Source organism: Hydrogenophaga sp. L76, from assembly GCF_057654755.1.
In genome coordinates this window covers 1,116,398-1,140,063 of sequence record NZ_CM172807.1, presented here as the reverse complement: position 1 = coordinate 1,140,063, position 23,666 = coordinate 1,116,398, and the positions used below count along the sequence as shown (strand labels likewise).

25 protein-coding genes, 2 pseudogenes, 1 riboswitch and 1 other annotated feature are annotated in these 23,666 nt (G+C 64.5%); of the genes and pseudogenes, 14 read left to right on the top strand and 13 right to left on the bottom strand.

The genetic code is table 11. From position 1 onward, the window contains the following. Positions 1–135 precede the first annotated feature (135 nt). The gene (locus AC23D4_RS05490; protein ID WP_487623708.1) at positions 136–1,365 is read right to left on the bottom strand and encodes a hypothetical protein; all 1,230 of its coding nucleotides are present in this window, start codon (positions 1,363–1,365) and stop codon (positions 136–138) included. Between the two features lie 395 nt (positions 1,366–1,760). Between AC23D4_RS05490 and AC23D4_RS05485 the strand changes: the two genes are divergently transcribed. After that, complete coding sequence (locus AC23D4_RS05485; protein WP_472889038.1) at positions 1,761–2,297, top strand: JAB domain-containing protein; 537 nt, start codon at positions 1,761–1,763, stop codon at positions 2,295–2,297. 36 nt (positions 2,298–2,333) lie between these two features. On the opposite strand, the gene AC23D4_RS05480 is transcribed toward AC23D4_RS05485, so the two are convergent. The 12 genes and pseudogenes from AC23D4_RS05480 to AC23D4_RS05425 all read right to left on the bottom strand — a co-directional run. Next, entirely contained in the window at positions 2,334–3,059 is a 726-nt protein-coding gene (locus AC23D4_RS05480; protein ID WP_472889037.1) for a DUF1173 family protein, read from the bottom strand. Between the two features lie 10 nt (positions 3,060–3,069). After that, positions 3,070–3,234, bottom strand: coding sequence for a hypothetical protein (locus AC23D4_RS05475; protein WP_472889036.1), 165 nt, complete (start codon positions 3,232–3,234; stop codon positions 3,070–3,072). Positions 3,235–3,579: 345 nt separating this feature from the next. Then, positions 3,580–4,176 (bottom strand): TrbG/VirB9 family P-type conjugative transfer protein, encoded by a 597-nt coding sequence (locus AC23D4_RS05470; protein ID WP_472889035.1) that lies wholly within the window; start codon positions 4,174–4,176, stop codon positions 3,580–3,582. Next, positions 4,095–4,526, bottom strand: a complete 432-nt coding sequence (locus tag AC23D4_RS05465) for a VirB8/TrbF family protein (protein WP_472889034.1) — start codon at positions 4,524–4,526, stop codon at positions 4,095–4,097. The genes AC23D4_RS05470 and AC23D4_RS05465 overlap by 82 nt, the downstream gene beginning before the upstream one ends. Before the next feature lie 44 nt (positions 4,527–4,570). Continuing rightward, positions 4,571–5,266, bottom strand: a complete 696-nt coding sequence (locus AC23D4_RS05460) for a TrbJ/VirB5 family protein (protein ID WP_472889033.1) — start codon at positions 5,264–5,266, stop codon at positions 4,571–4,573. Positions 5,267–5,292: 26 nt separating this feature from the next. Then, positions 5,293–6,327: a TrbL/VirB6 family protein gene (locus tag AC23D4_RS05455; RefSeq protein WP_472889032.1), complete on the bottom strand. Its 1,035-nt coding sequence runs from the start codon at positions 6,325–6,327 to the stop codon at positions 5,293–5,295. A gap of 15 nt (positions 6,328–6,342) precedes the next feature. Continuing rightward, on the bottom strand, positions 6,343–6,750 hold the full coding sequence (locus tag AC23D4_RS05450) for a hypothetical protein (protein ID WP_472889031.1): 408 nt from the start codon (positions 6,748–6,750) through the stop codon (positions 6,343–6,345). Further along, on the bottom strand, positions 6,747–8,468 hold the full coding sequence (locus AC23D4_RS05445) for a VirB4 family type IV secretion/conjugal transfer ATPase (protein WP_487623707.1): 1,722 nt from the start codon (positions 8,466–8,468) through the stop codon (positions 6,747–6,749). The genes AC23D4_RS05450 and AC23D4_RS05445 overlap by 4 nt, the downstream gene beginning before the upstream one ends. Continuing rightward, complete coding sequence (locus tag AC23D4_RS05440) at positions 8,404–8,595, bottom strand: transposase (RefSeq protein ID WP_472889029.1); 192 nt, start codon at positions 8,593–8,595, stop codon at positions 8,404–8,406. The genes AC23D4_RS05445 and AC23D4_RS05440 overlap by 65 nt, the downstream gene beginning before the upstream one ends. Positions 8,596–9,501: 906 nt before the next feature. Further along, positions 9,502–10,032, bottom strand: a complete 531-nt coding sequence (locus tag AC23D4_RS05435; RefSeq protein ID WP_300651523.1) for a hypothetical protein — start codon at positions 10,030–10,032, stop codon at positions 9,502–9,504. Between the two features lie 119 nt (positions 10,033–10,151). Beyond that, a pseudogene (locus tag AC23D4_RS05430) lies at positions 10,152–10,588 on the bottom strand (transposase); the annotation flags it as partial. Continuing rightward, positions 10,191–10,307: a sequence feature (AL1L pseudoknot), on the bottom strand. Its footprint overlaps the pseudogene before it by 117 nt. Before the next feature lie 104 nt (positions 10,589–10,692). Beyond that, positions 10,693–10,914: pseudogene (locus AC23D4_RS05425) on the bottom strand (IS21 family transposase); the annotation flags it as partial. A gap of 77 nt (positions 10,915–10,991) precedes the next feature. Here AC23D4_RS05425 and AC23D4_RS05420 point away from each other — a divergent pair. From AC23D4_RS05420 to cobJ, 13 genes are all read left to right on the top strand, one after another. After that, positions 10,992–11,990: a hypothetical protein gene (locus tag AC23D4_RS05420; protein WP_472890443.1), complete on the top strand. Its 999-nt coding sequence runs from the start codon at positions 10,992–10,994 to the stop codon at positions 11,988–11,990. 265 nt (positions 11,991–12,255) lie between these two features. Then, positions 12,256–12,503: riboswitch (cobalamin riboswitch) on the top strand. A gap of 532 nt (positions 12,504–13,035) precedes the next feature. Continuing rightward, a complete protein-coding gene (locus tag AC23D4_RS05415; protein WP_472890441.1) occupies positions 13,036–14,370 on the top strand; it encodes a cobyrinic acid a,c-diamide synthase CobB in 1,335 nt (444 codons plus the stop codon). A 286-nt stretch (positions 14,371–14,656) separates the two neighbouring features. Next, positions 14,657–15,469 (top strand): precorrin-4 C(11)-methyltransferase, encoded by an 813-nt coding sequence (gene cobM / locus AC23D4_RS05410; RefSeq protein ID WP_300651031.1) that lies wholly within the window; start codon positions 14,657–14,659, stop codon positions 15,467–15,469. Further along, entirely contained in the window at positions 15,466–16,353 is an 888-nt protein-coding gene (locus AC23D4_RS05405) for a sirohydrochlorin chelatase (RefSeq protein ID WP_370654588.1), read from the top strand. Before cobM ends, AC23D4_RS05405 begins: the two co-directional genes overlap by 4 nt. Positions 16,354–16,391: 38 nt before the next feature. Further along, positions 16,392–17,105 carry a precorrin-8X methylmutase gene (locus AC23D4_RS05400; protein WP_487623706.1) on the top strand — a complete coding sequence of 238 codons (714 nt, stop codon included), beginning with the start codon at positions 16,392–16,394 and terminating at the stop codon, positions 17,103–17,105. Further along, positions 17,102–18,214: a cobalt-precorrin-5B (C(1))-methyltransferase gene (locus AC23D4_RS05395; RefSeq protein ID WP_300651034.1), complete on the top strand. Its 1,113-nt coding sequence runs from the start codon at positions 17,102–17,104 to the stop codon at positions 18,212–18,214. Before AC23D4_RS05400 ends, AC23D4_RS05395 begins: the two co-directional genes overlap by 4 nt. Before the next feature lies 1 nt (position 18,215). Next, complete coding sequence (gene cbiE / locus AC23D4_RS05390; RefSeq protein WP_300651037.1) at positions 18,216–19,517, top strand: precorrin-6y C5,15-methyltransferase (decarboxylating) subunit CbiE; 1,302 nt, start codon at positions 18,216–18,218, stop codon at positions 19,515–19,517. Continuing rightward, on the top strand, positions 19,514–20,308 hold the full coding sequence (cobI, locus tag AC23D4_RS05385) for a precorrin-2 C(20)-methyltransferase (protein WP_300651038.1): 795 nt from the start codon (positions 19,514–19,516) through the stop codon (positions 20,306–20,308). Before cbiE ends, cobI begins: the two co-directional genes overlap by 4 nt. Further along, entirely contained in the window at positions 20,305–21,057 is a 753-nt protein-coding gene (locus AC23D4_RS05380) for a cobalamin biosynthesis central domain-containing protein (RefSeq protein ID WP_300651041.1), read from the top strand. Before cobI ends, AC23D4_RS05380 begins: the two co-directional genes overlap by 4 nt. Further along, positions 21,054–21,506 carry a cobalamin biosynthesis protein gene (locus AC23D4_RS05375; protein WP_300651043.1) on the top strand — a complete coding sequence of 151 codons (453 nt, stop codon included), beginning with the start codon at positions 21,054–21,056 and terminating at the stop codon, positions 21,504–21,506. Before AC23D4_RS05380 ends, AC23D4_RS05375 begins: the two co-directional genes overlap by 4 nt. Further along, positions 21,503–21,694, top strand: coding sequence for a CbtB domain-containing protein (locus AC23D4_RS05370; RefSeq protein ID WP_300651045.1), 192 nt, complete (start codon positions 21,503–21,505; stop codon positions 21,692–21,694). Before AC23D4_RS05375 ends, AC23D4_RS05370 begins: the two co-directional genes overlap by 4 nt. Positions 21,695–21,849: 155 nt before the next feature. Further along, positions 21,850–22,662, top strand: coding sequence for a CbtA family protein (locus tag AC23D4_RS05365; protein ID WP_472890438.1), 813 nt, complete (start codon positions 21,850–21,852; stop codon positions 22,660–22,662). Continuing rightward, positions 22,659–23,648, top strand: coding sequence for a precorrin-3B C(17)-methyltransferase (cobJ, locus tag AC23D4_RS05360; RefSeq protein WP_300651050.1), 990 nt, complete (start codon positions 22,659–22,661; stop codon positions 23,646–23,648). The genes AC23D4_RS05365 and cobJ overlap by 4 nt, the downstream gene beginning before the upstream one ends. The last annotated feature ends 18 nt before the right edge of the window (positions 23,649–23,666 follow it).

Below are 23,666 nucleotides of genomic sequence, written 5' to 3'. Positions count from 1 at the left end.
ACACCATCCAGACTTCGGCCGCTCACTAGCAGCCACTGCACCTGGAAAACCTGGTGTCCGCCCGTGTCGAGCCTGTGCTTCTAATCGCCACCGTTCATGTCTGGACAGACGGAACAGCCATGCTGGAGCCGCAGGCTACGGCACCAACCCCAAGGAGCGCTTCATCCAGACGGACATCGGCCTGTCCGGCGTGAAAACTTGCCCGATGGTGGCGTGGGCTTGTTCGTTCTGCTGGGTTATGGAGGCCGCCTCGATGGCCATTCGATGCGCATCCTGCACATCCATGCCGGTTAGCTCGTAGCCGTGGCCCATCGACATCCAGTGCAGGGATGCCAGGGCGCACTGCATGGCGAAGTCTGGTTGCGTCTTCAGGTGGTCGCGTGCGGCGCGGTTCAGGGTCTTGGGGTCGCACGGGGAGGCCCAAGCCAGGCGGGTCGCCTGGTCGAAGAGTTTCAGCGTCTTGGCGGTGGCAAACCACTTGCCGGGTTCACCGGGTGTGGATGCGATCAGGTGGTCCAAGAGCCTTTCCTTGGCCAGCTCGGGGTACTTTTTGGCGAGGCCCCGAAAGGTGGCGATATGGGTGTTGGCCTGATTGGCGAGCAGCGCGTACTGGTTGAACGCTTCGGCGCGGCGACCGGCCTTGAGCAGTTCTACTTCGGCGAAGCGGGCGATGGATGTTTCGCTGGTGGTGCTGCCTGCGCGCTCGCGCAGGTAGGCGATGGCTTCATCGATCTGGCCTCGGGTCGCCAACACTTTGGCGCCCCAGACCAGGTAGGGCCAGATCGGGTGCGAGTCCATGTTCAGCAGCTCCAGGATCTGATCGTGGCGGTCGGCCTTGAACAGGGCGCTGTAGCAGAGGGTGGTGCCAGAGAAGAAAGCGTGGGTGCCGCGCTTTCGTTCTCGCAAGACATTCTTCAGGGTTGGCAGGAGCTGGTCGGCCCAGGCAGAGGCCAGTTCCCTTGTGGCGCACAGATCGCCCCAGTGATCACCGAGGGATTCGATGTAGGGGGGATCATCTTCCTGGATGGCCTCGAACAGGCGATCGAGCCATTGCTGGCGCACCTTGGTGCTGACAGGTGCTTGGCTGATCAGGGGCGCCAGCTCCTGGACCGTGGCGAAGGTGGCGTTGCCCAGGGCGCCCGACGAACTGTCGATCTGGCACAGGGCAGGGGAGAGCTTTTCCAGCAGCAGCACGGCACCTTCGGCCGCACGGGCGGGGTCGTGTCGAGCGACGGTACGGATCTCGGCCAGGGCTTCGTTGAGGCGGCCGATGGCCAGCTGAGTGCCTTTCCAGCCGAACGCGCCCCGGCGGAACCGGGCACGGAAGGCCCAAGATGTTGTGTCGGCTCTGGCGGCGGTGGTCATGGGGTATGCAAATGGGTCTGGGTGACTTGTCTTCGGTGCTGTTGGTGCAGCAGTTGAAGAGTGCCGATTTTGATATAGCGTCCCGGCGTGCCGCCGTCGGGCTCTGCGGGCTGCGCCCCGCGCCCCTGTGGGTCGCGGCCATTCGGCTCCGATCCCTGACGTCTCCGGCCGTCTATAGGCTCCCGGCCTGCGCGCTGCGCTTGCCATCCTCATGCCTGCTTGTGTGGTGGGGCTGGCTTGCTGATCCCTTCATCCTTGCACACCGTTCTCGCTGTCAAGGTCTGCGCGCCCTGTGGGCGCTGGCGGCCGTTCGGCCGTCTTCGAACCTGTGACCGCTGCGCTGCGGCGTGCCGGTTCCGGTCTCGGGCAATCCCGCCCGATCACTGGAGTTGGTCATGCAGCACGATCTGTTTTCTTCCCTCGATTCTTTCCTGTCGGTGCCCGTTGGTTCTGGCGGTTTGCTCATCCGCGACGTGGCTGGTCAGTACCGGCCGGCCGAGGCCGACGAGGTGCTGCTGGCGGCGCAGCGGCTGCTGGCCGCCCAGGTGCGCGGCAGCGACTTGATGGACTCACCCGCTGTGGTCAAGGAATTCCTGCGCTCTCGCCTGGGCCATCTGCCGCACGAGGTGTTTGCGGTGATGCACCTGGACTCACAGAACCGTGTGCTGGACTACGTCGAGATGTTCCGGGGCACGGTGAGCCAGACATCGGTGTACCCGCGTGAGGTGGTGCGCGATGCACTGCTTCGGAACAGCTGCTCTGTGGTCCTGGTGCACAACCATCCCAGTGGTGCTGCCCGTCCATCGCGGGCCGACGAGGCCCTGACGCAGACGATCAAGGCTGCAGCGGCGCTGGTCGATGTGCGGGTGCTCGACCACTTCATCGTGGCGGGCGATTCGGTCAGCTCGATGGCTGAACTGGGCCTCGTGTAGCCCCTGGGGCCTTCGGCCCCAATTTTTTGTTGTTCATCAGCGCGCTGTGCGCGGGCACAGGGGAGGGCGGAACATGCCGACGATGGGATGCCTGCATTTGACCTCTCGGCCGTGGTGGCTAAGACCACTGAGATCGTCGTCCAGCAAACCATCGACATTCCCCGAATCGCGGTGGTGCCGACCGGCGAGGTCACCACGGGCTTCCACCCGTTCAAGCTCGGCACACTGCCGAACTTTCAGCCCGGTCAACGCGAGATCGTCGGCCAGGAACTGCGGACGAATGAACAGTTCACCATGAACCGCGAGGCGGGCATAGTGGAGTAGTGCGCGCAAGCTGAGTTTCAGGCCTTGTGACGTCACGCTACTGTTGGCGCTTGCTACCGCTTGTGGCGAGGAGCGCCCTGGCAGCTTGGCCAAAGGGAAATCGAGCTTTAAGGTTGTTTTGCCAGTTCCCGTGTTTTCGACTATTGCGGTACCGATCAATGCACCTAGTCCCGAGAATTCTGCCGGCTGCTCGTAGGATGGGCAATTGGTAGAGTGGTGGTTCCCTGTGTTGGGCATCCGCTTGACGATGTAGCAGTCCATGAGGCGGGCCACATACATCTCGATGCCTTGGCCGTCTGGATTCCGCCGACAAAGGCAGCGCGGGCGTAAACGTTGCTCGAAGGCCTGTGCGATGGCTTCGGCGAAGCCAGGCGCGTCTTTCACCCAGCGCTGCCCGCCGATGTCGTATGCCGTCGGCGGCACTGTGTCGCTGTGCATGGTTTGATGCTCAGCGCGCGGGCGCCGCCCGCTCGCGGGTGCGCTGTTGCTCTTGCTTGGGCACCACGGCCGGGCGCTGGGACGGGGCATTCTTGTCGTAGACCTTGACCTTGAGCGTGTGGCCATCGCGAATGCGTTGGGCCAGCTTTTCGGTGGCAGCCGCCATGATGGCCATGCGCTGCTTTTCCGGCACCAGTGGGCAGCGTGGCCGACACCCCAGCGGTTGGGGCCGTCATGTCCAGTGCGCGTGTCCCTGCGCTGGCGGCCGAGGGTTTGTCGCGCACCAGCTTGGCGTCTTGGTCTGTTGCTGGGCCGCTGGTGAAATAGCGGTTGATGGCAAAGCCCGCGAACAACACCAGGGTCAGCACCATCATGCAGAGCCCCAGCGCACCCTTGCGCGACCAGTTGGTACTGCGTGCGGCCGTCACCTGGGGGATGCCGGGTTCACCCGGCAGAGGTGTGATGGTGTTGCCGTCCGCAGGATCTGCGGTCGACGGGTTGTGGGCGTTGGTTTGGTCGTTCATGGCCTGACTCCGGTGGGGCGGTTGTCGAGAGACGCGTTGACACCCTTGAGAACTCGCTGCACACCCGGGACGGTGGTCGCTCCTGCCGCCGGTGCGCCATCCAGATCAAAGGCCTCGTTCCAGATGCCCACGACCGCGTTGCCCGCCCGCAGCAACAGTTGTCGGCTGACGCGGTCCACCACCAGAAGGTCGTCTTCCATACGGGCGTTGACCAGGGTTTCACTGCCATCGCCGAGCACATGGAAGACCGCTGGGACTTCGCGGTTACCCGGGAAGCGCAGGTAGGTGAATCGCCCGTCGTCGTAGATCAGCGTAGGCACGATGTCTTGCGAGCCCGCGCCCTCGGCCAGCGAATACTGGGTGTTCATCACCGAGGGACTGGCCTGCAGTCGTTCAGCCACCACCTGTTGGGGAGTCGGCTGGGATGGCAAAGGGGGCAGGGTGGCGAGAGCCGCGAGGTATTTCGCTGACAGACCCGAGGCGGGCTTGGGTTGAGCAGGCGCTTTGACGGTCAAGCGGTAGACCGGCTGCTGTCGGTCACCGTCGGGCAGGACCACGAAACGCAGCGCATGCGTGCGACGGTCCGTGACCACAGCCAGGTTGTTGGGTGCATCCGCGCCAGACTTGGCTTTGACGAACAGGTTTCTTCGCTCAGCCGCTGCTGGATGGTGGTTTCGCCGGTCACTCGGTCCACCACGATGGGAATTTCCACCACGCGGCGCAGCGGTCCCTGCACGAACACGGCAGCGATACCGATCAGTCCCAGAATCAAACCGGCCACCGCCACCCGCCAGGCCCTGCGCTCCGAGCGTTCGAGCATCAGGGCGCGGTCAATTTCCCAGTCGCGATTCGCATTGAATGGTGCCGATGCGCCCTCGTTCGACGGTTCAGGGGGGCGTTTTGGCCATGCGGCGGCTTTACCTGACAACAGGATGGCACTCATGGGGTTCTCCGGTGGGTCTGGGTGGCGGAGGGACTCAGGCGGGGTTACGGCAGAAAGTCCGCCACCTTGCCGGTGCGCCCGAGCATTTCGTACTGCCGTTCGCGCTCACGAGATCGGGCGATGCGCTCTTCGCTGTCGGCCATGCCTTGCAGCATCTGAACCTGCGACACCTCGTGGGCGAGCAGGGCGTTTTCAGCGCCGATGCGGGCCTGGATTTCCTGCACCGACTTCTGATCGGTGGTTGCGTTGATCTGGGTCATCAACGACTGGATTTGCGTGAGGCGGCCCGCCGCGGTCTGCATGGCGTCTTGCAGCAGCCCTTTTTGTTGATAGGGCTGAGCCAGAGCGGCCTGGCACTGGGTGCGTGCGTCGCCGGTGAGGTCCATGCAGTTGTAGATCATGCTCACGTCGCGCAGCACCTTGGCCGTGGCGTTCAGCCCGCTGTAACCCGAGGTGTTGACCGCGTTGAGGTAGGTGAAGGCCTCGGCCGGGATGTAGTTCTTCAGCAGCGGGTTGTTGAACACATCGCCCAGGTTCCGGATGCCGTTGATGCTCTCGATCTGCGTCTGAAGTTGTCGAATCTGCTGAATCTGGTTGTTGATCTTGGTGATGTCATTGATGACCTGCTGGACAGTCTGGACCAGGTTGGCCACATCGATCACGGGGATGCCGGTGGCTCGTGCGTGGGTGGCGCCCAGAGCAATGAGGACGGCAGCGGCAACTTTGAGGCGGGTGTGCATGGTGAACTCCTTGGTGGGTGGGGTGGTCAGGACCGGCCGCGTTGGGCGGCGAGTGTGTAAGCGGCGGAGCGGGCAGCGCCGACGCCTCGGCGGGCTATGGACGCAGCGGTGTGTGGAAGACCGGCGCCTGCGCGGATGACGCCGCCAGCGCTTGCGGTGGCGCTGGCGCTCCGAGCGGACGATGCGGAACGCAGGCCCGAAACCATCATGGCGTTCTGGATCATCTGGATGCCTTGCTGGATGGCGGCACCGCCAGTAAGGGCCGACGCCAAGCTGGGCGCCTGAAAGCAGATGATGGCCATGAGCACCATGACGACGCAGTACTTCAGACTTTCCCCAACGACGTTGAACGTCGAGCCCTGGAAGCCGCCGTTGACCTGGACGGTCTGCACAATCGCATCGCCCATGAACGCGCTGATGCCCAGGGCAAAAAATGCGAACCAGGTCAGTACGACGGCGTTCAGCACCATCGACAACCAGCTGTCGAAAAAGCGTGCGGTGGGGCGCCAGGCCAGGCACAAGACGAAGAGCGGGCCAACCGCGATCACGAACGTCAGGAAGAGCTTGGCCAGTGTGACGACAAAGAGGGCGATGCAGAGAAAGACGACATTGCCGATGGAGCAGACCACGGCAGCGAAGAGCAGGTCCAGACGCATGATTCCCGCGTCCTTCAGCAGATCGAGCACCAATTGGCTGGCGCCGTCGTTGAACCTGTCCAGAAGGGCGTAGGGTGAAGAAATCGTGGTGGGGTCTGCGGCTGCCGGTAGAAACGTGGCGGCTACCCCTGTTGCCAGCGCATTGGCGGTGTCGGCTACGTTCGCGATGTAGAACGCCGATTGCAGGGCAAACGCCAGCACCAGGCCGATCTTGAACACCTTCCAGAGAAAGGTGGGCACCGTCTCTGGAACCTCATTGCGCAGAACGGCCCACCCATACAGCGCCACCCAGATCGTCATCGCCGTCAGTGCGATCGGTGCGATCCCGGTCATGAGCGAACTCACGACGCCGAGCACGTAAGTGCTCAGGACCGCATCGAACTGTGAGCCGACCCAGGCAAACATGTGATTTCTCCTCGGCTATTGAACAGCGCTGACAGGAAGGCTTTTCAGGCTGACGCACTTCCCCGAAATGTCGGGTTGCGCGCATTGCAGCCACTGGCCTTTGACTTTCACGATCCAAGCGCGTGATCGCTTTTCAACGCCGTAGGTCGAGGGCCTGCAGGTCGTGGGTCGCGCAAAGACTTCGGTGCACTCGACCAGACCCGAATCGCTCTCCAGCATCTTCCAGCCACCTCCAGCGCAGCCAGGCTTGGCAGCTGGGCATGGCGAGCCCAAGGCCACCGATGGGAGTGGCGGCACCTGCACCGTTTTTGTGCCATTGGCCAAGACACGGACCGCCTCATTGCCTTTGACGAACTGGGCCGAGGCGGCGCTGGTGGCCAGCGCCAAAGTGATCAGCGCAAACCGTGGAGCGTGGGATTTCATGGGGTTCTCCTGGAAGTACGGGACTTGCGATCCTGAACCTCGCGCAGAAGCTCGGGAAGCCACAGAAACGGATCGTTACCGTGCCGTTCACGAACGGTGTCGAGCAGGGCAACGTTGTCGGTGGTGGCCGAGAGCACAGTGATGAAGTCGTCCATGCCGCTGAGGTCCAACTCGCAGATGGCGCTGCTGTGGCCTTGTTTGACGAGGAAGCGGCGCCCACCTTGCGCGCCGAGGCTGCGCACGATGCCGAATTCGGCCTCGCTGAGGCCAAAACCTTCGACGTATTCCTCGCGCACCGCTTCCGGGTTGGCCAGGAAGATCTTGGTCACGCTTTGTTCGACCATGGTCCGCCCGATGGGGTGGCGCAGCACATCCGACGGGCTCTGTGTGTCGAAGATGCCCAGGCCGTTTTGCTTGCGGATGGTCTTCTGCTTCTGTTTGGCGAAGTCGCTGAAGATCTCGTGGTCCAGCGCCTTCCAGAACTCCGAGATCACATAGATCAGGCGTTCGCCGTTGACCAACTCTTCCATCACCTGAAGCAGGTAGAGCATGACCGGTGTGCGCACCTCGGGCAGGTCCAGAAACTCGGTGGTGTCGAAGGCGATCAACGATGCCGCGTCCAGGTCCGCCAACTGGTCGTTGGCTTGGTCGAACACCCAGCCCAGCGCACCACCTTCACACCAGCGCCCGAGTCGCTCATACAAGCTGTTTTCACCCGATTTCGGCAGGTTCTGTCGAACCGTCGAGAAGCGGCGCAGGGCAGTAGGCATCGTGGCCACCGTCTTGACGGCGTCGGCAATCGCCCGCTCATCGGCCGGCAGCAAAGGCAGAGCAGGCGTGGCGATGCAGATGCGGATCAGCTGTTCCCAGAACTGGATGCGTGCTGGCGTGGGGTCGCGTTGCAGCGGGTTCAGGTGGGTGGGCTTGCCCGCTTCGAGGGTGAAATAGCGGCCGTTCAAGGCCCGAATCGCAATCTCGCAACCCCGGTCCAGGTCGAACAGCACCAGCCTTGGAGCCGGGTTCCACTTGCGGGTGAGCGTGAGCAGGAACATCTCCAGCGTGGTCTTACCGACGCCGGTGGAGCCGATGATGATGGTGTTGCCTGGCAGCTTCTTGTCGGCAGAGTCTTCACCTTCTGGGCTGCTGTGCAGGTTCAAGTAGAAGGGCTGGCCTGATGGGGTGCGCAACAAGGCCAGCGCTTCTCCCCAAGGGTTGCCGTCGCGCTTGCCCCGGGCAAAGTTGTGGCCACTGGCCAGGGCCGCGAAAGCGCGGGACGACAACTTGGCATCGCGTGGGCGCCACTGCCAGTTGCCGGGCATCTGGGCAAACCAGGCGGCATCGGCCACCAGATCGACCGGAGACATCTGCAGGCTGGACGCCTCGCCCACGGCCCCAATCGCCTGCGAAGCCCGTCGCCCGGCATCGGCGAGGCTGTCTTCGCCGGGTTGACCGAACACCACCAGGCTGTAGTGGTACTCGCCCATGCAGAACTGACCGTCGCCCAGCTCGTTGAGCGCTTCGTCCATGTCGGCGATCTGGCTGGCCACCACGTCGTCGCTGGCGATCAGCTGGTCGCGCTGCAGCTCCAGCGCACGCATGGCTTCGCGCCGGGGCAGTATCGAAAAGCTCTGTGTTTCGATGAATTCGCTGTCTTCATACAGCAGCCTGCGGGGCAGGCAGCGCACCACCACTTTGGCTGCGCCACTTGTGAACAACATTGGCGTTGATGCCGTGGGACAGGGCAATGCGGGCCACCGAGGCACCCGGCTCGGCGCACTGAGCGAGGATCTGCTGTTTGAGCTCGGCGCCGTACCGCCGGCGGGTCTTCTTCTTGGCTTCATTCATGGTGTCCACCTATTTCGTTTGGTGGACACCATCGTTGCCGCTTAAGCCAAGATCTTCAAGGGTGGGATGACCGCGCGCTTACGACCAGCACGCTCTCGCTGCTGCTGGTCGAGGGGGGCAGCAGCAGTGCACAGGCGGTCAGTACGGGGATGAGGGGGCGCGTGCAAGCAACCATGACCCACTATAGGCCTCAGATCAAGAAACATGACCCCCATAGGAGGTCAAGCCGGCATACGGCCAGTTTTAGCTCATAAGCGTCAAAGTCACTAAGGATGGCTTACTTTATGCGGGCATTCAGTCGGCCACGCGGAGTCGGCCCCCTCCCGATAGCTCACACGACCGGCTCTCTATGCCTTGGAAAACTTGGGGCAGCTCCTATCCATTGCGACAGCGCGCCCTTGCCGCGCTTTCGCTAATGGCCTGGTCATATGTCATCGTGCCCTCAACCACCGCCGCGGCGTCCGCCAGAAATCGTGGCGTGGGTTCATGGCCCGCAATCCACGTGTTGTAAGAGACTGGGCCATCGCATCGCGGCGCTCCTCCTTCGTGGTCATGGCGACTCCTCAACCCCAAGAGGACGCCAAGCCATCAACTCTGCGCTGTGCAGCTTTGGATCGAACCGATTTAGCAGGTTCTCCAGCGCGTGCCCGGGATGAAACGCCGCGATCCCGCAGCCGCGAAGCGGGGCGAGGCACCTCCTGCCGACTTGCTTTTTGGGTCATGCTAACGATTTTCCTCCTGGAGCGCCCCGCGACGTCAATCAATCTGTCGCATCGACGCTTGCCCACACCCTGGTAGCCCGCATCGGACTGCCCAAGTGCGCGGAACCGCAAGTGGGAACGTGCATGCACAAGCCGTCAACGACCGAGAATCTCTCTCTGCGAATGTAGAGGGGGATGTGAATTTCTAGTCTTGGCTTGAGGGGCTGTTAGACGTTTCTCCCCCCTTCGCAGCGGGCTCACCAAGGAAATGAATCTGGGGCAACCGCTTGGAGTCTTCTCGTGACTGCAGAAAGATCAGTTCAAACTCACGGCTGCTGATCTGGCGCAGCTGAAAAGCATGAATTTCGCACATCTCGACGATCGCGGCGATCTCCTCAGTCTTGGGTTGGCAGTAGCGCCAAGCGCCAGTGACCGTGCAGCGCACACGAATCGACTCCAACGCCTCGAAGGCTGCATCCAATATGGACGTGAGCCCTTTCACCACGCCCATGCGCTCTACCCGTCGAGAGACCACCACCGCCAAGCGTAGATCCTGCCACGACATCGCTGACTTCTCGGGGACAGTCAGGTCGCCACATGACCGCTTCAGCGACTCTGCCAAGCCGGTGAGGGTCGCTGGATCAATCTTGGCCGCTCTTGTCGCGGCGAGTTCGAAAGTGTTGGTGGCGGGTTTCCACCGTGGCACAAATGGCTTGTTTCGCTTCTTACTGACCATGGATCAATGTGTACAACGTGACAAGATGGCTGGCGCCGGCGTCGATGTCAATGTCGCTTCGGCCAGATAAGACCTCATGCGATAGATGTGGGGCAGAGCCATGCGCAGGAGGTTTGGTGGGGATTTCGCTGATGAGCAGCATGGCGCCAATAGCCTGACGGGGCGATCTGCAGCACTTTGCAGATCGACTCGACCCCGTAGGCCTGTCGATGCTGATCGACGAAGTTGTTCAGGACTTCAGACGGCGGTCGAGCTCCGCCTGGGCGAAAAACGCGCTGGCCAGCTTCAGGATCTCGTTGGCTTTGCGCAGCTCTTTGACCTCGCGCTCCAGCGCCTTCATCTGTTCACGTTCGGATGTCGTGATGCCGTCGCGCACGCCGGAATCGATCTGGTCTCGCTTGACCCATTCGTTGAGGGTCTGGGGCACGCAGCCGATCTTGGGGGCGATGGACTCGATGGTGGCCCACAGCGAGGGGTACTCGCCTCTGTGCTCACGCACCATGCGAACAGCACGCTCGCGGACCTCAGGTGAAAACTGGTTCGACTTCTTGCTCATGGCTCAATCCTCTCAGAGAAAAGAGCCTCCTCAAAACCCGGGGCGATTCAATGCCATGCATCTTGAGGCTTTTAAGAAGTGCGACGATGGAGGTCGTTGCCAAATCATGTGCCATGGCGGACCTCCTCATTGACTCGTGCGGTGCGCAAAGTGTCATATCGCAGGACGTTTGCCTGCGGCTCCGTCGATAGCTTCAATGCCTGGGGCGCCTTGACTTCCGCCACAGCCGTCTTTCCGTCTATGAGTCGATGCAAAACATTCAATATGTGGGTTTTGGTGGCCACACTGGCTTCCAGAGCAGTCTCGACTGCTGCCAGAACTGCTTGCCGACCGCGAAGGCCAGGCCTTCCTGCGCCGCTTCTGGCGCAAGACCGACAACCGCACCCCGGCCGAACTGCGCGACATGCTGCTCGACGGGCTGCGCCCTGGCGCCGACCGGCTGACCGCAGTGTTCCGTTACTTGGAGCCCGCCGCATCGCCCGACGCCCTGGGTGTTTATCTATCGGCGCAGCTGGGCGACCAGGCCCCCACTGCGCCCCGTGTGGCCGTGCTGTACAAGCGTTTCGCGCCCGACACCATGGACCTACCGGATCGCGGTTATGTGGCCCGGGTGCACCCGCTGGAACTCTGGCTGGTGGCCTTCCGCCTGCAACACCCCGACGCTACCCTAAGCGAGGCGATCGCCGCCAGTGCCGCCGAGCGCCAAGCGGTCTACCGCTGGCTGTTTCGCACGCGTGCCAAGGACGCCCAGGACGCACGCATTTACACCATGATGGAGGTGGAGGCTTTCCTAGATATCCACCGGCGGTGGGCTCGCCTTGGCTACCCCTTCGGCCATCTGGTGCCTTCGCTGGCCACGGCCCTGGGCAGCTCCGGGGACCGACCCGCCGCGCTGGCCGAGTTGATGGGCATCGTCGTCAACGGTGGTATCCGCCGTCCCACGCACCGCATTTCAGACTTGCATTTTGCGCAGGGCACGCCGTGGGAGACCGCACTGCGGCCCACACCAGTGGTGGGTGAGCGGGTCATGGCGCCCGAGGTGGCTCTGGCGTTGAAAAAAGCTTTGTCGGAAGTGGTGGAGGCGGGCACGGCCCGGCGGCTCGCCGGCAGCTTCCAGTCTGCCTCGGGAGCAGACCTGTCGCCCGGTGGCAAGACCGGCACCGGCGACAACCGCGTGGTGGTGAAAGGGCGCGGCGGCCTGGCCCTGAACCGCACGGCCACCTTCGTTTTTTACCTGGGACCAAGGCACTTCGGCAGCGTGACCGCCTACGTGGTGGGACCGAACGCGGCTGACCACCGCTTCACCTCCGGCCTGCCGGTGCAGATCTTGCGCTCCATGGCGCCTGTGTTGATGCACCACCTCGATGCAGGGTCCGGGAGCGGTTGTCCACGCGAGCCTTGATGCGCCAAGGCACCCTCAAGTCAGCAATCCGTCCCAGCCCGCATGCGCTCCACCGAGCCGTGTAACGCAGCGCAAGTGAATTCCTTCTTGCCAAAACACAAGGGCACGTCAAGAAATCCCGTCTTGAGCGCCGAATTGATCAAGGGCAGTGGACTGCCAGTGGCGGTACCGACAAAGTGCAGTTGCCGCCGAGCAAACGCCGAAACTGGCCCCCGAGCGATTCACGTTGTGGCGGTAGATTGGCCCGCAGGTATTTCGGCAGCCTGCTATACTCTGTTTCGTTGGTGCTCGCGGCGTGGTTCACATGCCGCAGTTCAACGGGAAGCAGGAGGGCGAGTCCACAAGGACGAACCTAACCTGCGCTGCCCCCGCAACGGTAAGCAGACGAGAAGCCTGAATTGTTCAGGCGACTCAGCTTTCATCACGCAGCCACTGGACGACAACCGAGTCGTCTGGGAAGGCGATGGAGGTCGTTCTGTCAGCCCGGATACCGGCCAACAGGGTGGTGGTGCGTCTGGCAACAGGTGTGCTGCCGTGACGCTCAAGCACCGTCGGGGAAGGCGGTGAGAGCCCGTGATCCGGTCTGCTTCCTTCGCATGAAATTTCGCAACCTGCGCGTTCCCCGATGGGACGCCACTGGCTTGATGGCTTGTCTTTCGCACGCCCGGCCTCCGCAATTTTTCTCACTGGCGGGTACTGCGGCGACCGCCACGATGGCGAACCCCTGGTCGAATGCCCTGTCCAGTGGCGTTGTGGCATCCGTATCCAATGCCGCTGACGTTGCGGGGCGTTCGATGGGACAAGTGCTCCGGGGCGCCTTCATGCGTCTTGAGACCGTTGCCTTAGACAACTCAGTTAACGAGCATCCACCGCCGTGTCTTTGGAGTCGGCGGTTATACGTCCGGCGCGCCGTAGAAGGAGATACGCCGAGGGGCCTGTGCCTGAACAGTGTGGGTGGAAAGCTCGACGAAACCACTACCGGCCATAACCTGCCGGGACGAGTGGCTTGCGTGACGCTCAACGCAGAGTCTCAACAGTGATCACCATGTGCCCCGCCATTCTCGTGGCTGCCCCGGCGTCCGGTCAGGGCAAGACCACGGTCACCACCGCGTTGGCGCGTCTTCACGCGCGCGCTGGGCGAAAGGTACGGGCGTTCAAATGCGGACCTGACTTCTTGGATCCGATGTGGCTCGCGCTGGCAACGGGCCACCCGGTGCACAACTTGGATCTGTGGATGACAGGTGAGCTCGACATCCGCGCGCGCCTACACGTCGCTGCGCAAGAGGCCGACTTGATCATCGTTGAGGGGGGCATGGGCCTGTTTGATGGCGAACCGAGTGCGGCGGATCTGGCGCGGCGCTTCGGCCTGCATGTGCTGGCTGTGATCGATGCATCGGCCATGGCGGGCACCTTCGGAGCGCTGGCCTTTGGTCTGCAGCACTTCCGCCCGGGCCTGCCTTGGGCCGGAGTTCTGGCTAACCGCGTGGCCAGCGGACGGCACGCACAGATGTTGCAAGATGCTCTGCCTTCGCAAGACGGAGAGGCGGCTTCGCGTTGGTTGGGTGCGTTGATGCGCAACCCTGCGTTCGCCTTGCCCGAACGCCACCTGGGGCTGACAGTGGCGAGCGAGTTGCTCGATGCAATGGCCCGGCTCGATGCCGCTGCCGACGCCTTGCTTAGCACGCCGCTGGGCAAGCTGGACTCGGCCGATCTTGCGCGTTGGTCGGTCAGCTTTGACGCCCCTACCGAGCGCCCTTCGATAGCGCCCCTGTTGGCCGGAAAGACGGTGGCGGTGGCGCGTGATGCTGCGTTCTGCTTCATCTACGCTGCCAACCTGGACACCTTGCGCGCGTTGGGTGCGCAGGTGGTGTTTTTCTCGCCACTGGCCAACGATCCCGTGCCCACATGCGATGCAATCTGGTTGCCCGGTGGCTACCCCGAGCTGCACGCAGAAACTTTGTCGATCAGCGACACAACCCGCGACAGTCTGGTGGTCCATGTCAACACGGGACGCCCGGTCTGGGCCGAGTGCGGCGGAATGATGGTGCTGTTCGACGCAATAGTGGACTTGGAGGGGCGCAGCCATGTGTCGTGGGGTCTGTTCCCGGGTGTGGTGCGAATGCAGCCACGACTTGCCGCGCTGGGACCACAGAAGCTGGAACTGGCGACAGGCGAACTGCGAGGACACACCTTCCACTATTCAGTCTGCGAAACAGCTCTGGAGCCGGTGCTACATACGGCCTCCGCGCGTGGTGGTGCAAAGTGCGCTGGCGAGGCGGTGTACCAACGAGGTGCCTTGCGAGCCAGTTATTTCCACGCCTGGATGGCGTCCAGTCCAACGGCCGCAGCGGCGCTTTTTCTGCCGGAGGTGTTGGCATGAACCAGGACCAGTTGAGCACCCGCTGTCTGCCGCAAGAGGCCATAGAGTATCCGTGCGCATTGGGCATCAAAGTGGTGGCCCCGGAGCTTAGGTCGCCTGTCCGCGTGCGGAGCACGTTCCGAGAGCTCGGTCACATACCTGTGATGCACGACGCGCAGAACATAAGGAGGTTCTTCGTGGACGGGGCTGGCTCACGCACAGGTTGTCAAAGCGTTCGCAAAGTGCGTACGCAGCACGTATTTGTGATCCTGACAGAGTCGTCGAGGATTCAAACAGGAGATGAAGCATGACGTCGGGCACGGTCTGGTTCGTTGGCGCTGGTCCTGGCGATCCGGAGTTGATCACGGTCAAGGGTCGTGGCTTGATTGAGCGAGCCGGCGCGATCTTGTTTGCGGGTTCGCTCGTCAGCGAAGCCGCCCTGCGCTGGGCCTCAGCAGGCTGCGCGATTGCCGACAGCAAGAACATGACCCTGGAGCAGATGTCTGCTTGGCTCATCGAGCATGCCGCCCGCTGCGATACGGTGGTGCGGCTACAGACCGGCGATCCTGGCCTTTACGGCGCGCTGATTGAGCTGGTGCAGCCGCTGGACGCGGCGGACGTCGCCATCCAGGTGGTACCGGGTGTTTCGTCGGCAATGGCCAGCGCGGCAGCAGCAGTGGAGAGCCTGACCCTGCCCGAAGTCACGCAGACCGTGATCTTCACCCGCGTCGAGGGACGAACCCCCATGCCCGAGGGCGAGTCGCTGCGTGAGCTGGCTGCGCACCACAGCACGCTGTGCATCTTCCTGAGCATCACCTTGCTGGGCAAGGTGTCGGCCGAGTTGCTGGCGGCGGGCTGGTCGCCCGACGCGCCGGTGGTGGTGGTGCACAAGGCCAGCTGGCCGGGCGAGGAAAAGATCGTGCGCGGCACGGTCGCCACTATTCAGGCCCTGTGCCGCGACGCCAGAATCGCCAGCCAGTCCATGGTGATCGCCAGCCCCACGCTGGGCGCGCGCCAATGGACCACCCTGGCGAAATCCAAGCTGTACGACGCCAGTTTCACCCACCGTTTCCGGCGCGCCAGCGTGCCCGCTTCAACCCTCACATCGGACGCTCCATGAACACCGAATCCATTCTGCTGGTGGGCCACGGCTCGCGCGAAGCCTCGGGCAACGACGAGATCTTTTCCTTCGCCGAACAGTGGCGCCAGCGCCAGCCGGGCTGGCGCATCGAGGTCTGCTTCATCGAGTTTTCCGAGATCACCATGAGCGAGGGCCTGAAGCGCGCCGCCACCGGCGCCAGCCGCGTGATGGTGGTGCCACTGATCTTGAACGCGGCGGGCCACGTGAAGATGGACATTCCGCAGGCCATCGATGGCGCCCGCCTCCAGTTCCCGTTGGTGCAGTTCCTGTATGCGCCGCACTTGAGTGCCTGCGACCCGATCCTGGCCATCCTGCGCCGCCGCCTCAAGGGCGCGATGCAGGCGCTCGACATGCCCGACCCCAGCACCACCGGCGTGGTGCTGCTGGGGCGCGGTTCGTCGGACCGGCAGGCCAACGGCGACATGGCCAAGATGGCGCGCTGGTTGCTGGAGGAAACCGACCACGATCTGGTGGACCTCGCCTTCACCGGCATCACTCACCCGCGCTTGGAAAAGACGGTTCAGCGCCAGAGCATGCTCGGCATGAAGCAGGTGGTGGTGCTGCCGTACTACCTGTTCAACGGCACGCTGGTGGAGCGCATCACCCGTCAGGTCGAGCACTTGAAGGCTCAGTACCCGACGCTGCGTTTCGCCTCCACCAAATACTTTGGGTTCGAGAAGGAAATTGTCGAGTTGTTGGAGCAGCGCGTAAACGACATGCGGCGCAACGCGCCGGTTGCGCTGATGCCTTGCGACGGCTGCAAATACCGCAGCTTTGCCGAGGAACACGGCATGGGAGGTCACCACCACGACGACGCGTTGCCGCACAGTCACGACCACACGCACGACCATGCTGACGCATGAACACCCCCACGCACCTGTACACGCGCATGAGTACGACCATGCCCATGGCCACAAGCGCCCCCATGACCATGCCAACGCCTGAGACGGCCAACGTCATCACCGAGCAGCTCACTGCAGCGGGTCGCGCCATCGAGCACGACTCGTTTGCCGTGATCGACCGCGAGGTGCTTTCTCACCCCTACATGCCCGAACAGTGGCCCATCGTGCGCCGCATGATCCACGCCAATGCCGATTTCGACTTCAACGGCCTGACCGATTTCCATCCCCAGGCGGTGGAGCGGGGGGTGACCTCGATCTTGTCTCGCGCAACCCGTGTGGTGGCGGATGTGGAGATGATCTGTGTCGGCCTGTCGGCGCCGCGCCTGGGGCACTTCGGCATGAGCACGCACCAGTTCATCTCCGACCCGGACGTGATCGAGCAGGCCAAGGCCGAAGGCACCACCCGCGCGGTGCAAGCCATGCGCAAGGCACACCGACTGGGCCTGATCGACGGTGCCATCGTCGGCATCGGCAACGCGCCCACGGCGCTGATCGAGATCGTGCGCCTGATCCATGAAGAGGGTGCGCGCCCTGCTCTGGTGGTGGGCATGCCGGTGGGTTTCGTGTCGGCGGCAGAGTCCAAGGATCTGATGGCGCTGGAGACCGATGTGCCATGGATCGTGATCCGTGGCCGCAAGGGCGGCTCCACCCTGGTGGTTGCCGCGATCCACGCGCTGCTGGGCCTGGCCGAAGCCAGGGAACTGGCCACATGATGAAAAAAGACGCGCCCCGCGGCACGCGCACCGGTTTCACGACCGGTGCGTGTTCCGCTGCGGCGGCGCGCGCGGCCGCCATCGGCCTGATCACGGGAGAGGTGCCCGGCGAGGTCGAGTGCCTGCTGCCCAACGGCGACGTGGTGCGCTTCGCCGTGCAGGACGGCCGGGTGGACGGCAGCGGCACCCAATGCACCGCCCACGCCATGGTGATCAAGGACGCGGGCGACGACCCGGACTGCACCGACAAGGCCCACCTCACCGCCGACCTGCACCTGCTGCCCGGGCAGCCGGGTCAGGTCGTGCTGGCGGGCGGTGTCGGCGTCGGCACGGTCACCATGCCCGGCCTCGGCTTGGCGGTGGGCGGCCCGGCCATCAACCCGGTGCCGCGCCGCAACATCGAGGCCAATGTTCGCCTGGTGGGGCAGGGCCTGCTGGACGAGATGGGCCTGGAGGTGCGTATCTCGGTGCCGCAGGGCGAAGAGATGGCCAAGAAGACGCTGAACGCGCGCCTGGGCATCCTGGGCGGCATCTCCATCCTGGGCACCACCGGCATCGTCAAGCCGTATTCCACCGCCGCCTACCGCGCCAGCGTGGTGCAGGGCGTGCAGGTGGCGGGCACGCTGGGCCACGGCGTGGTGGTGCTGACCACCGGCGGGCGCACCGAAAAATTTGTGATGGAAGAAATGCCCGAACTGCCCGAGCCGGCGTTCGTGCAGATGGGCGATTTCTTGCGTTACGCCATGGGCGCGGCGGTGAAGGCCGGGCTAAAGAAGGTAATCATAGGTGGCATGGTCGGCAAGCTGACCAAGATCGCCCAGGGTGAAACCATCACCCACGCGGGCCGCGCCGAGGTGGACACCGGCCTGCTGGCCGATCTGGCCGCTCGCGTGGGAGCGCCTCCCGAGGTGTGCGAGGCCATTCGCGGTAACGAGACGGCGCGCTACGCTGGCGAGCGCATGGACGCGCTGGGCCTTGGCAGCGCGTTCCACACCGCGCTGGCGCAGAAGGTCATCCAGACCCTGCGCACGCGCTACCCCGATCAATTTGAATTGCAGGTGCTGGTCTGCGACTTTGACGGTCGCAAGATTGCGCAGGCGGAAGGCTGACATGGAAGTGGCTCCCGTGATCGACAAATGCCGCATCGTTGGAGTGCTGGACGATGGCGTTGCCAGCCTCGGTACCACGGCGCTGCAGCACCTGCGGGCGGCCCAACTTGTGATCGGCGGCACGCGCACGCTGCAGCTCCTGGCTGCGCACATCTCGCCCGACGCGGTGCAGCACGACCTGAGCGGCGCGCTGTCGCAGGTGCCCGAGTGGATCCGCGCCGCGCAGGCCGAGGGCCGGCGTGTGGTGGTGCTGGCCACCGGCGATCCGCTGTGCCACGGCATCGCAGCCTACCTCGCGTCACGCCTGTGCATCGAGGCCATCGAGGTGATGCCGAACGTGTCCACGCTACAGCTCGCCTGCGCCCGGCTGGGCCTGCCCTGGCAGGACATGAAGTTCTCCTCCGTGCACAGCAAGGACGCGGGCGACTGGGTGCCGGGCTCACCTCCCAATCACGGGCTGTACGCGCTGCTGCGCGATATCCGCCAGCACGACCGCCTGGCTGTGCTGACCAGCCCGGACAACACCCCCGACCGGATCGCTCGCATGCTGATCGCCGAGGGTCTGGCGGACGAGGTCGAGATGGCCGTGGCCGAACGCTTGTGCCAGCCCGAAGAACGCATCGTCAGCGGCATGTCCCTCAGCGCCGCCGCGCAGATGCCCTTTGCCGACCCCAACGTCGTGCTGCTCTGGCGCACCCGCCTGCGCGCGCCGCAGGTGCTGCTGGGTCTGCCGGACGCGAGCTTCGAGCAGCGCCACCCCGAGAAGGGGCTGATCACCAAGCACGAGGTGCGCGCGGTGTCGCTGGCGCGTCTGCAGTTGCGCGCCGACAGCGTGGTCTGGGACATCGGCGCGGGTTCGGGCGCGGTGGGCCTGGAGGCGGCGCGCCTGTGCCGCAACGGCCATGTGTACGCGATCGAAAAGAACGCGGACGACGCGGCCATAGTGCAGCGCAACCGCCTGGCCATGGGCATCAGCAACCACACCCTGCTGCACGGCAAGGCGCCCGAGGGCCTGCAAGCCTGGGCCGACCCGGACGCGGTGTTCGTGGGTGGCTCGGGCGGAGAGTTGGCCGAGCTGATCGCGCTGATCTTGAAACGACTTCAACCGCAGGGCTGGCTGGTGATGAACTTCGTGACGATTGAAAACCTGGGGGTGGCCGTGGCCACGTTGAAGGAGCAGCGTGCGAGCTGGGACGTGCTGCAGTTACAGGGCTCGCGCAGCAAGCCCATCCTGCACATGCACCGCATGGCGGCGGAGAACCCGGTGTGGATCGTCTGCGCGCAGACCGGAGGTGTGGCATGACGCAAACTGGCACGCTGTTTGGCGTCTCCCTCGGTCCCGGCGACCCGGGCCTGATCACCCGCCGCGCCTGGGCACTGCTGGAGCGGCGCGACGCCATCTGGACCTACCCGGTGCGCAGCCTGCGCAAGGACAGCTACGCGCTGGACATCGCGCTGCGCGCCGGGCTGGCGCTGCCCGGGCAGCACCAGTCGCTGCTGTTCCCGATGACACACGACGCCGAGAAGTTGGCGCGCCACTGGTTGAAGGCGGCGGAGACGGTGCGCGAGATGCTGGCCAGCGGGCAGGACGTGCTGTTCCTGGTCGAGGGTGACGCCTCCACCTACGCCAGCTTCTGTTACCTGGCCCGCGTGCTGCGCGAGCTGGACCCGGGGGCCCGCATCGAGATCGTGCCCGGCGTGACCTCGTTCAACGCTGCCTGCGCGCAGCTGCAGGTGCCGCTCTCGGAGCAGGACGACACCATCGCCATCGTGCCCGCCGCCTACGGCATCGCGGCGGTGGAGAAGATGCTCGACGACTTCGACACCCTGGTGCTGATGAAGGTCAAGCCGCTGCTGGACGATCTGATCACCCTGCTGGAGCGGCGCGGCCTGCTGGCGCACAGCCGCTTCATCGAAAAAGCCGGCTCACCGGTTGAGCGCATCGTCACCGACGTGGCCGAACTCAAGGGCACGAAGGTCAACTACCTGTCGCTGCTGCTGGTTAAGAACCCCGGGCGCGAGCGCGGCGACATGCAACGCGGCTGCCGCAAGAAGACCAGTACCGAAATTGAAGAAGAGGAAACCCAGGAATGACCACCCAAGAAACTGCTGTGCGCGTCGTCCTCGTGGCGATCACCAAACACGGCGCCGAGCAGACTGCCGATCTCGCGCGCCAGATGCCCGGAGCCCACGTGTGCGTTGCGACCAAGTTCGCGCCGCTGATGGCGGGTCTGCCCAACTCGGTGCGCTCATACAGCGGAGCCTTTCGCGACGAGATCGCCACGCTGTTCGCCGACTTCGATCAGGTGGTGTTTTTTGTGTCACTGGGCGCCGTGGTTCGCCTGATCGCGCCGCACCTCAAGAGCAAAGACGAAGACCCCGGCGTGCTGGTGGTGGACGACGCGGCCCAGTTCGTGATCCCGGTGCTGTCCGGTCACGTCGGCGGCGCCAACGCCATGGCCGAAACCGTGGCCACCCTGCTCGGCGCCACGCCGGTGCTGACCACGGCGTCGGACGTGGGCAAGACCATTCCGGTGGACATCCTGGGTCGCGAGTTGGGGTGGAAGGTTGAGGCACCCAAGATCAACATCACGCGTGTGTCGGCCCACGTGGTCAACGGCGAGCCGGTGGCCGTGGTGCAGGAAGCGGGCAGCCCGCACTGGTGGACCCGGCCCACGCCGCTTCCGCCCAGTATCCACCGCTTCGAGCGCCTGGCCGACGTGGACCTGGCGCGTTTCAAGGCCGTGCTGTGGATCACCCACGCGCCAGTGACCGCCGCGCACTGGGCCGAACTGCACGAGCGCCTGGTCGTTTACCGCCCGCCGGTGGAGACGCAGGCGTGAACGTGGCTGTGGGCCTGGGTTGCGACCGCGGCACGCCTCTGGCCACGCTGCAGGACGCGTTGCGGGCGGCGCTCGCGCAGGCCGGGGCGTTGGCCCCAGATGTGGTGGCAGCGGCCAGCATCACGCTCAAGGCTGACGAAGCAGGCCTCCTCGCCCTGGCCGCCAAACAAGGCTGGGCCATGACCTTCTTTACCCCTGCCCAGCTCGCCGGGGTGCCGGTGCCCAACCCGTCGGAGACCGTGCGCCGGTACACCGGCACCCCATCGGTCAGCGAGGCCGCGGCCCTGCTGGCAGGCGCCCGAGTCTTCGGCCACGAACAGGCTTTGCCCATGACCGCCTTGCTGGTCGAAAAATTCAAACACCGTGGCGCCGATGGGCGCAACGCCACGGTTTCCATTGCCCGCTGTGACAGTTTTCTTTTTCTCACCCCTGAACGGAGCACGCCATGACTTCATCCACCACCACCCCCATCCCCGACGACCAGCGCGTGAGCGCCACGCGTAGCCTGCTGCTGCAACTGTGCGCTGGTGCCGTGCTGGGCCTGGTCGTACTGTACGGCGTGGCTTTTGCTGAAAGCCCCATCGCGCACAACGCCGCGCACGATGTGCGCCACGTCACGGTCAAGCCTTGTCATTAAGAGAGTCACCCCCGACGCGCTTCGCGCGACCCCCTCAAGGGGGCAACGCGTGTGGCCCGGCAAAGCCGGCTCCACCGCGTTCCCGGTTGGGGCACTTAGGGCGTTTCGGATCGCGCGGCCGACGGGTTGCCACCTATCTGTGTATGGAGAGTTTCATGATTTTTCGACGATTGATCTGGGCGGCGCTGGCCGTGGCCATGCTGGTGGGGGGCTTGCAATCGGGCCTGCAGCAATGGCAAACCATGCCGATCATCCTGGCGGCTGAAGGGCTCGAAAGCCAGAAGGTGGAGACTGCGTTGGCGGTTGCCGACACGCACGCACACGGGGACGGTGCGGCGCACGATCATGGTGACGACGCAGAAACATGGACGCCCGCCGATGGGGTGGAGCGCCAGATCTGGACTTGGGTGGCCAATGTGCTGCACGCGTTCAGCATGGCGCTGCTCGTGCTGGCCGTGATGGCGGTGTGCCAGTGGCGCGGCAGCGCCTTGCGCGCTTTGCCCTTGGCCGCCTGGGTGGCCGCCGCCGGCTGGTTGAGCTTTCACTTCTGGCCTTCGCTGGGCCTGCACGCCGAGATCCCCGGCATGGACGCAGCCCGACTGGGTTCGCGCCAGGGCTGGTGGGTGCTCGCGGCGGGTGGTGCGGCGCTGGCCTGTGCGGCGGTGGCGCTGGTGCGCAGCCCCCTGCGCTGGGCCGTCGCAGCCGGCTGGCTGGCGTTGCCCTTCGTGGTCGGAGCGCCGCACATCATGGCCGACCCGCTGGCCGGTTTCACGCGTGAGGCCCAGGTGGCGCTGCGCCAGCTGGGCAGCCAGTTCATCTGGACCACCGCTTGGCTGTCGCTGTCGTTCTGGCTGAGCATCGGCGTGTTGGCCGGCCTGGCCTTCCAGCGCTGGCTGCGCCCCGCCGTGGCGGCCGTGCTGGAGCGCTCGGATGCGGGCTGTGCCCCAGCCATGAAAGCCCCGCAATGAGCGACGTCAAAGGCAAGATCATGCTGGTGGGCATCGGCCCCGGCAGCCACGATCACATGACCCAGCGCGCGCGAGACGCGATCGCCGAGGCCGATGTGGTGGTGGGCTACGTCACCTACATCAAGCTCGTGGCCGATCTGCTGGAAGGCAAGGAGGTCATCCGCAAGGGCATGACCGAGGAGTTGGACCGCGCAGTCCATGCCCTGGCCAGCGCCCGCGAGGGCAAGAAGGTGGCCCTCATCTCCAGCGGAGACGCCGGGGTGTATGGCATGGCCGGGCCGACCTATGAGGTGCTGTTCCAGGCCGGCTGGACGCCCGAGTCGGGCGTCCAGGTTGAGGTGGTGCCGGGTGCATCGGCCATCAACGCCTGCGCGGCGCTGGTGGGTGCGCCCCTCACGCACGACTTCTGCTCCATCTCGCTGAGCGACCTGCTCACACCCTGGCCCGTAATCGCGCGGCGGCTGGACGCGGTGGCGGCGTCGGACTTCGTGGTGGCGCTCTACAACCCCAAGAGCGGCCGCCGCACCCAGCAGATCGTGCAGGCACAGGCGCTGTTGCTGCGCCATCGCCGGCCCGACACCCCGGTGGCGGTGGTCAAGTCGGCCTACCGGCGGCGCGAGCGCATCGAGTTCACCACGCTGGACAAGATGAGCGAGTGCGACATCGGCATGCTGACCACGGTACTGATCGGCAACAGCCACACCTTCGTGCAGCACGGCCTGATGGTCACGCCGCGCGGCTACGCCAACAAGTACGACCTGGACGACGGTGGCAGCACCCGCACGGGCGAGAAAGCAGGACGCTCGCTTTCCACCGGCTTGCTGGGTTGGATGGAGAACCTGCGTGCCGACCATGCCGATGGCGCGAGCCTGGCCGCACTGGCGCAGCAGCACCGGCTGCCGGTGGACTACGTTGAAGCCGTGCTCAACACACCCGTCGAGGAAGGGGTGGCCCCTTCGGCGGATGCAGAGGATCAGGCCGAATAAGGCGCTCCTGCGCGCGCA

What these genes read in the sequence shown, in the direction of transcription:
- AC23D4_RS05370 (WP_300651045.1), top strand. Translation starts at nt 21,503, where the DNA reads ATGACTTCATCCACCACCACCCCCATCCCCGACGACCAGCGCGTGAGC.
- cobI (WP_300651038.1), top strand. Translation starts at nt 19,514, where the DNA reads ATGACGCAAACTGGCACGCTGTTTGGCGTCTCCCTCGGTCCCGGCGAC.
- AC23D4_RS05485 (WP_472889038.1), top strand. Translation starts at nt 1,761, where the DNA reads ATGCAGCACGATCTGTTTTCTTCCCTCGATTCTTTCCTGTCGGTGCCC.
- AC23D4_RS05490 (WP_487623708.1), bottom strand. Translation starts at nt 1,365, where the DNA reads ATGACCACCGCCGCCAGAGCCGACACAACATCTTGGGCCTTCCGTGCC.
- AC23D4_RS05395 (WP_300651034.1), top strand. Translation starts at nt 17,102, where the DNA reads ATGATGAAAAAAGACGCGCCCCGCGGCACGCGCACCGGTTTCACGACC.
- AC23D4_RS05460 (WP_472889033.1), bottom strand. Translation starts at nt 5,266, where the DNA reads ATGCACACCCGCCTCAAAGTTGCCGCTGCCGTCCTCATTGCTCTGGGC.
- cobM (WP_300651031.1), top strand. Translation starts at nt 14,657, where the DNA reads ATGACGTCGGGCACGGTCTGGTTCGTTGGCGCTGGTCCTGGCGATCCG.
- AC23D4_RS05420 (WP_472890443.1), top strand. Translation starts at nt 10,992, where the DNA reads ATGCTGCTCGACGGGCTGCGCCCTGGCGCCGACCGGCTGACCGCAGTG.
- AC23D4_RS05435 (WP_300651523.1), bottom strand. Translation starts at nt 10,032, where the DNA reads ATGGTCAGTAAGAAGCGAAACAAGCCATTTGTGCCACGGTGGAAACCC.
- AC23D4_RS05475 (WP_472889036.1), bottom strand. Translation starts at nt 3,234, where the DNA reads ATGGCCATCATGGCGGCTGCCACCGAAAAGCTGGCCCAACGCATTCGC.
- AC23D4_RS05380 (WP_300651041.1), top strand. Translation starts at nt 20,305, where the DNA reads ATGACCACCCAAGAAACTGCTGTGCGCGTCGTCCTCGTGGCGATCACC.
- AC23D4_RS05455 (WP_472889032.1), bottom strand. Translation starts at nt 6,327, where the DNA reads ATGTTTGCCTGGGTCGGCTCACAGTTCGATGCGGTCCTGAGCACTTAC.
- AC23D4_RS05480 (WP_472889037.1), bottom strand. Translation starts at nt 3,059, where the DNA reads ATGCACAGCGACACAGTGCCGCCGACGGCATACGACATCGGCGGGCAG.
- AC23D4_RS05450 (WP_472889031.1), bottom strand. Translation starts at nt 6,750, where the DNA reads ATGAAATCCCACGCTCCACGGTTTGCGCTGATCACTTTGGCGCTGGCC.
- AC23D4_RS05405 (WP_370654588.1), top strand. Translation starts at nt 15,466, where the DNA reads ATGAACACCGAATCCATTCTGCTGGTGGGCCACGGCTCGCGCGAAGCC.
- AC23D4_RS05465 (WP_472889034.1), bottom strand. Translation starts at nt 4,526, where the DNA reads ATGAGTGCCATCCTGTTGTCAGGTAAAGCCGCCGCATGGCCAAAACGC.
- cobJ (WP_300651050.1), top strand. Translation starts at nt 22,659, where the DNA reads ATGAGCGACGTCAAAGGCAAGATCATGCTGGTGGGCATCGGCCCCGGC.
- cbiE (WP_300651037.1), top strand. Translation starts at nt 18,216, where the DNA reads ATGGAAGTGGCTCCCGTGATCGACAAATGCCGCATCGTTGGAGTGCTG.
- AC23D4_RS05365 (WP_472890438.1), top strand. Translation starts at nt 21,850, where the DNA reads ATGATTTTTCGACGATTGATCTGGGCGGCGCTGGCCGTGGCCATGCTG.
- AC23D4_RS05415 (WP_472890441.1), top strand. Translation starts at nt 13,036, where the DNA reads ATGTGCCCCGCCATTCTCGTGGCTGCCCCGGCGTCCGGTCAGGGCAAG.
- AC23D4_RS05440 (WP_472889029.1), bottom strand. Translation starts at nt 8,595, where the DNA reads ATGAATGAAGCCAAGAAGAAGACCCGCCGGCGGTACGGCGCCGAGCTC.
- AC23D4_RS05445 (WP_487623707.1), bottom strand. Translation starts at nt 8,468, where the DNA reads ATGTTGTTCACAAGTGGCGCAGCCAAAGTGGTGGTGCGCTGCCTGCCC.
- AC23D4_RS05400 (WP_487623706.1), top strand. Translation starts at nt 16,392, where the DNA reads ATGCCCATGGCCACAAGCGCCCCCATGACCATGCCAACGCCTGAGACG.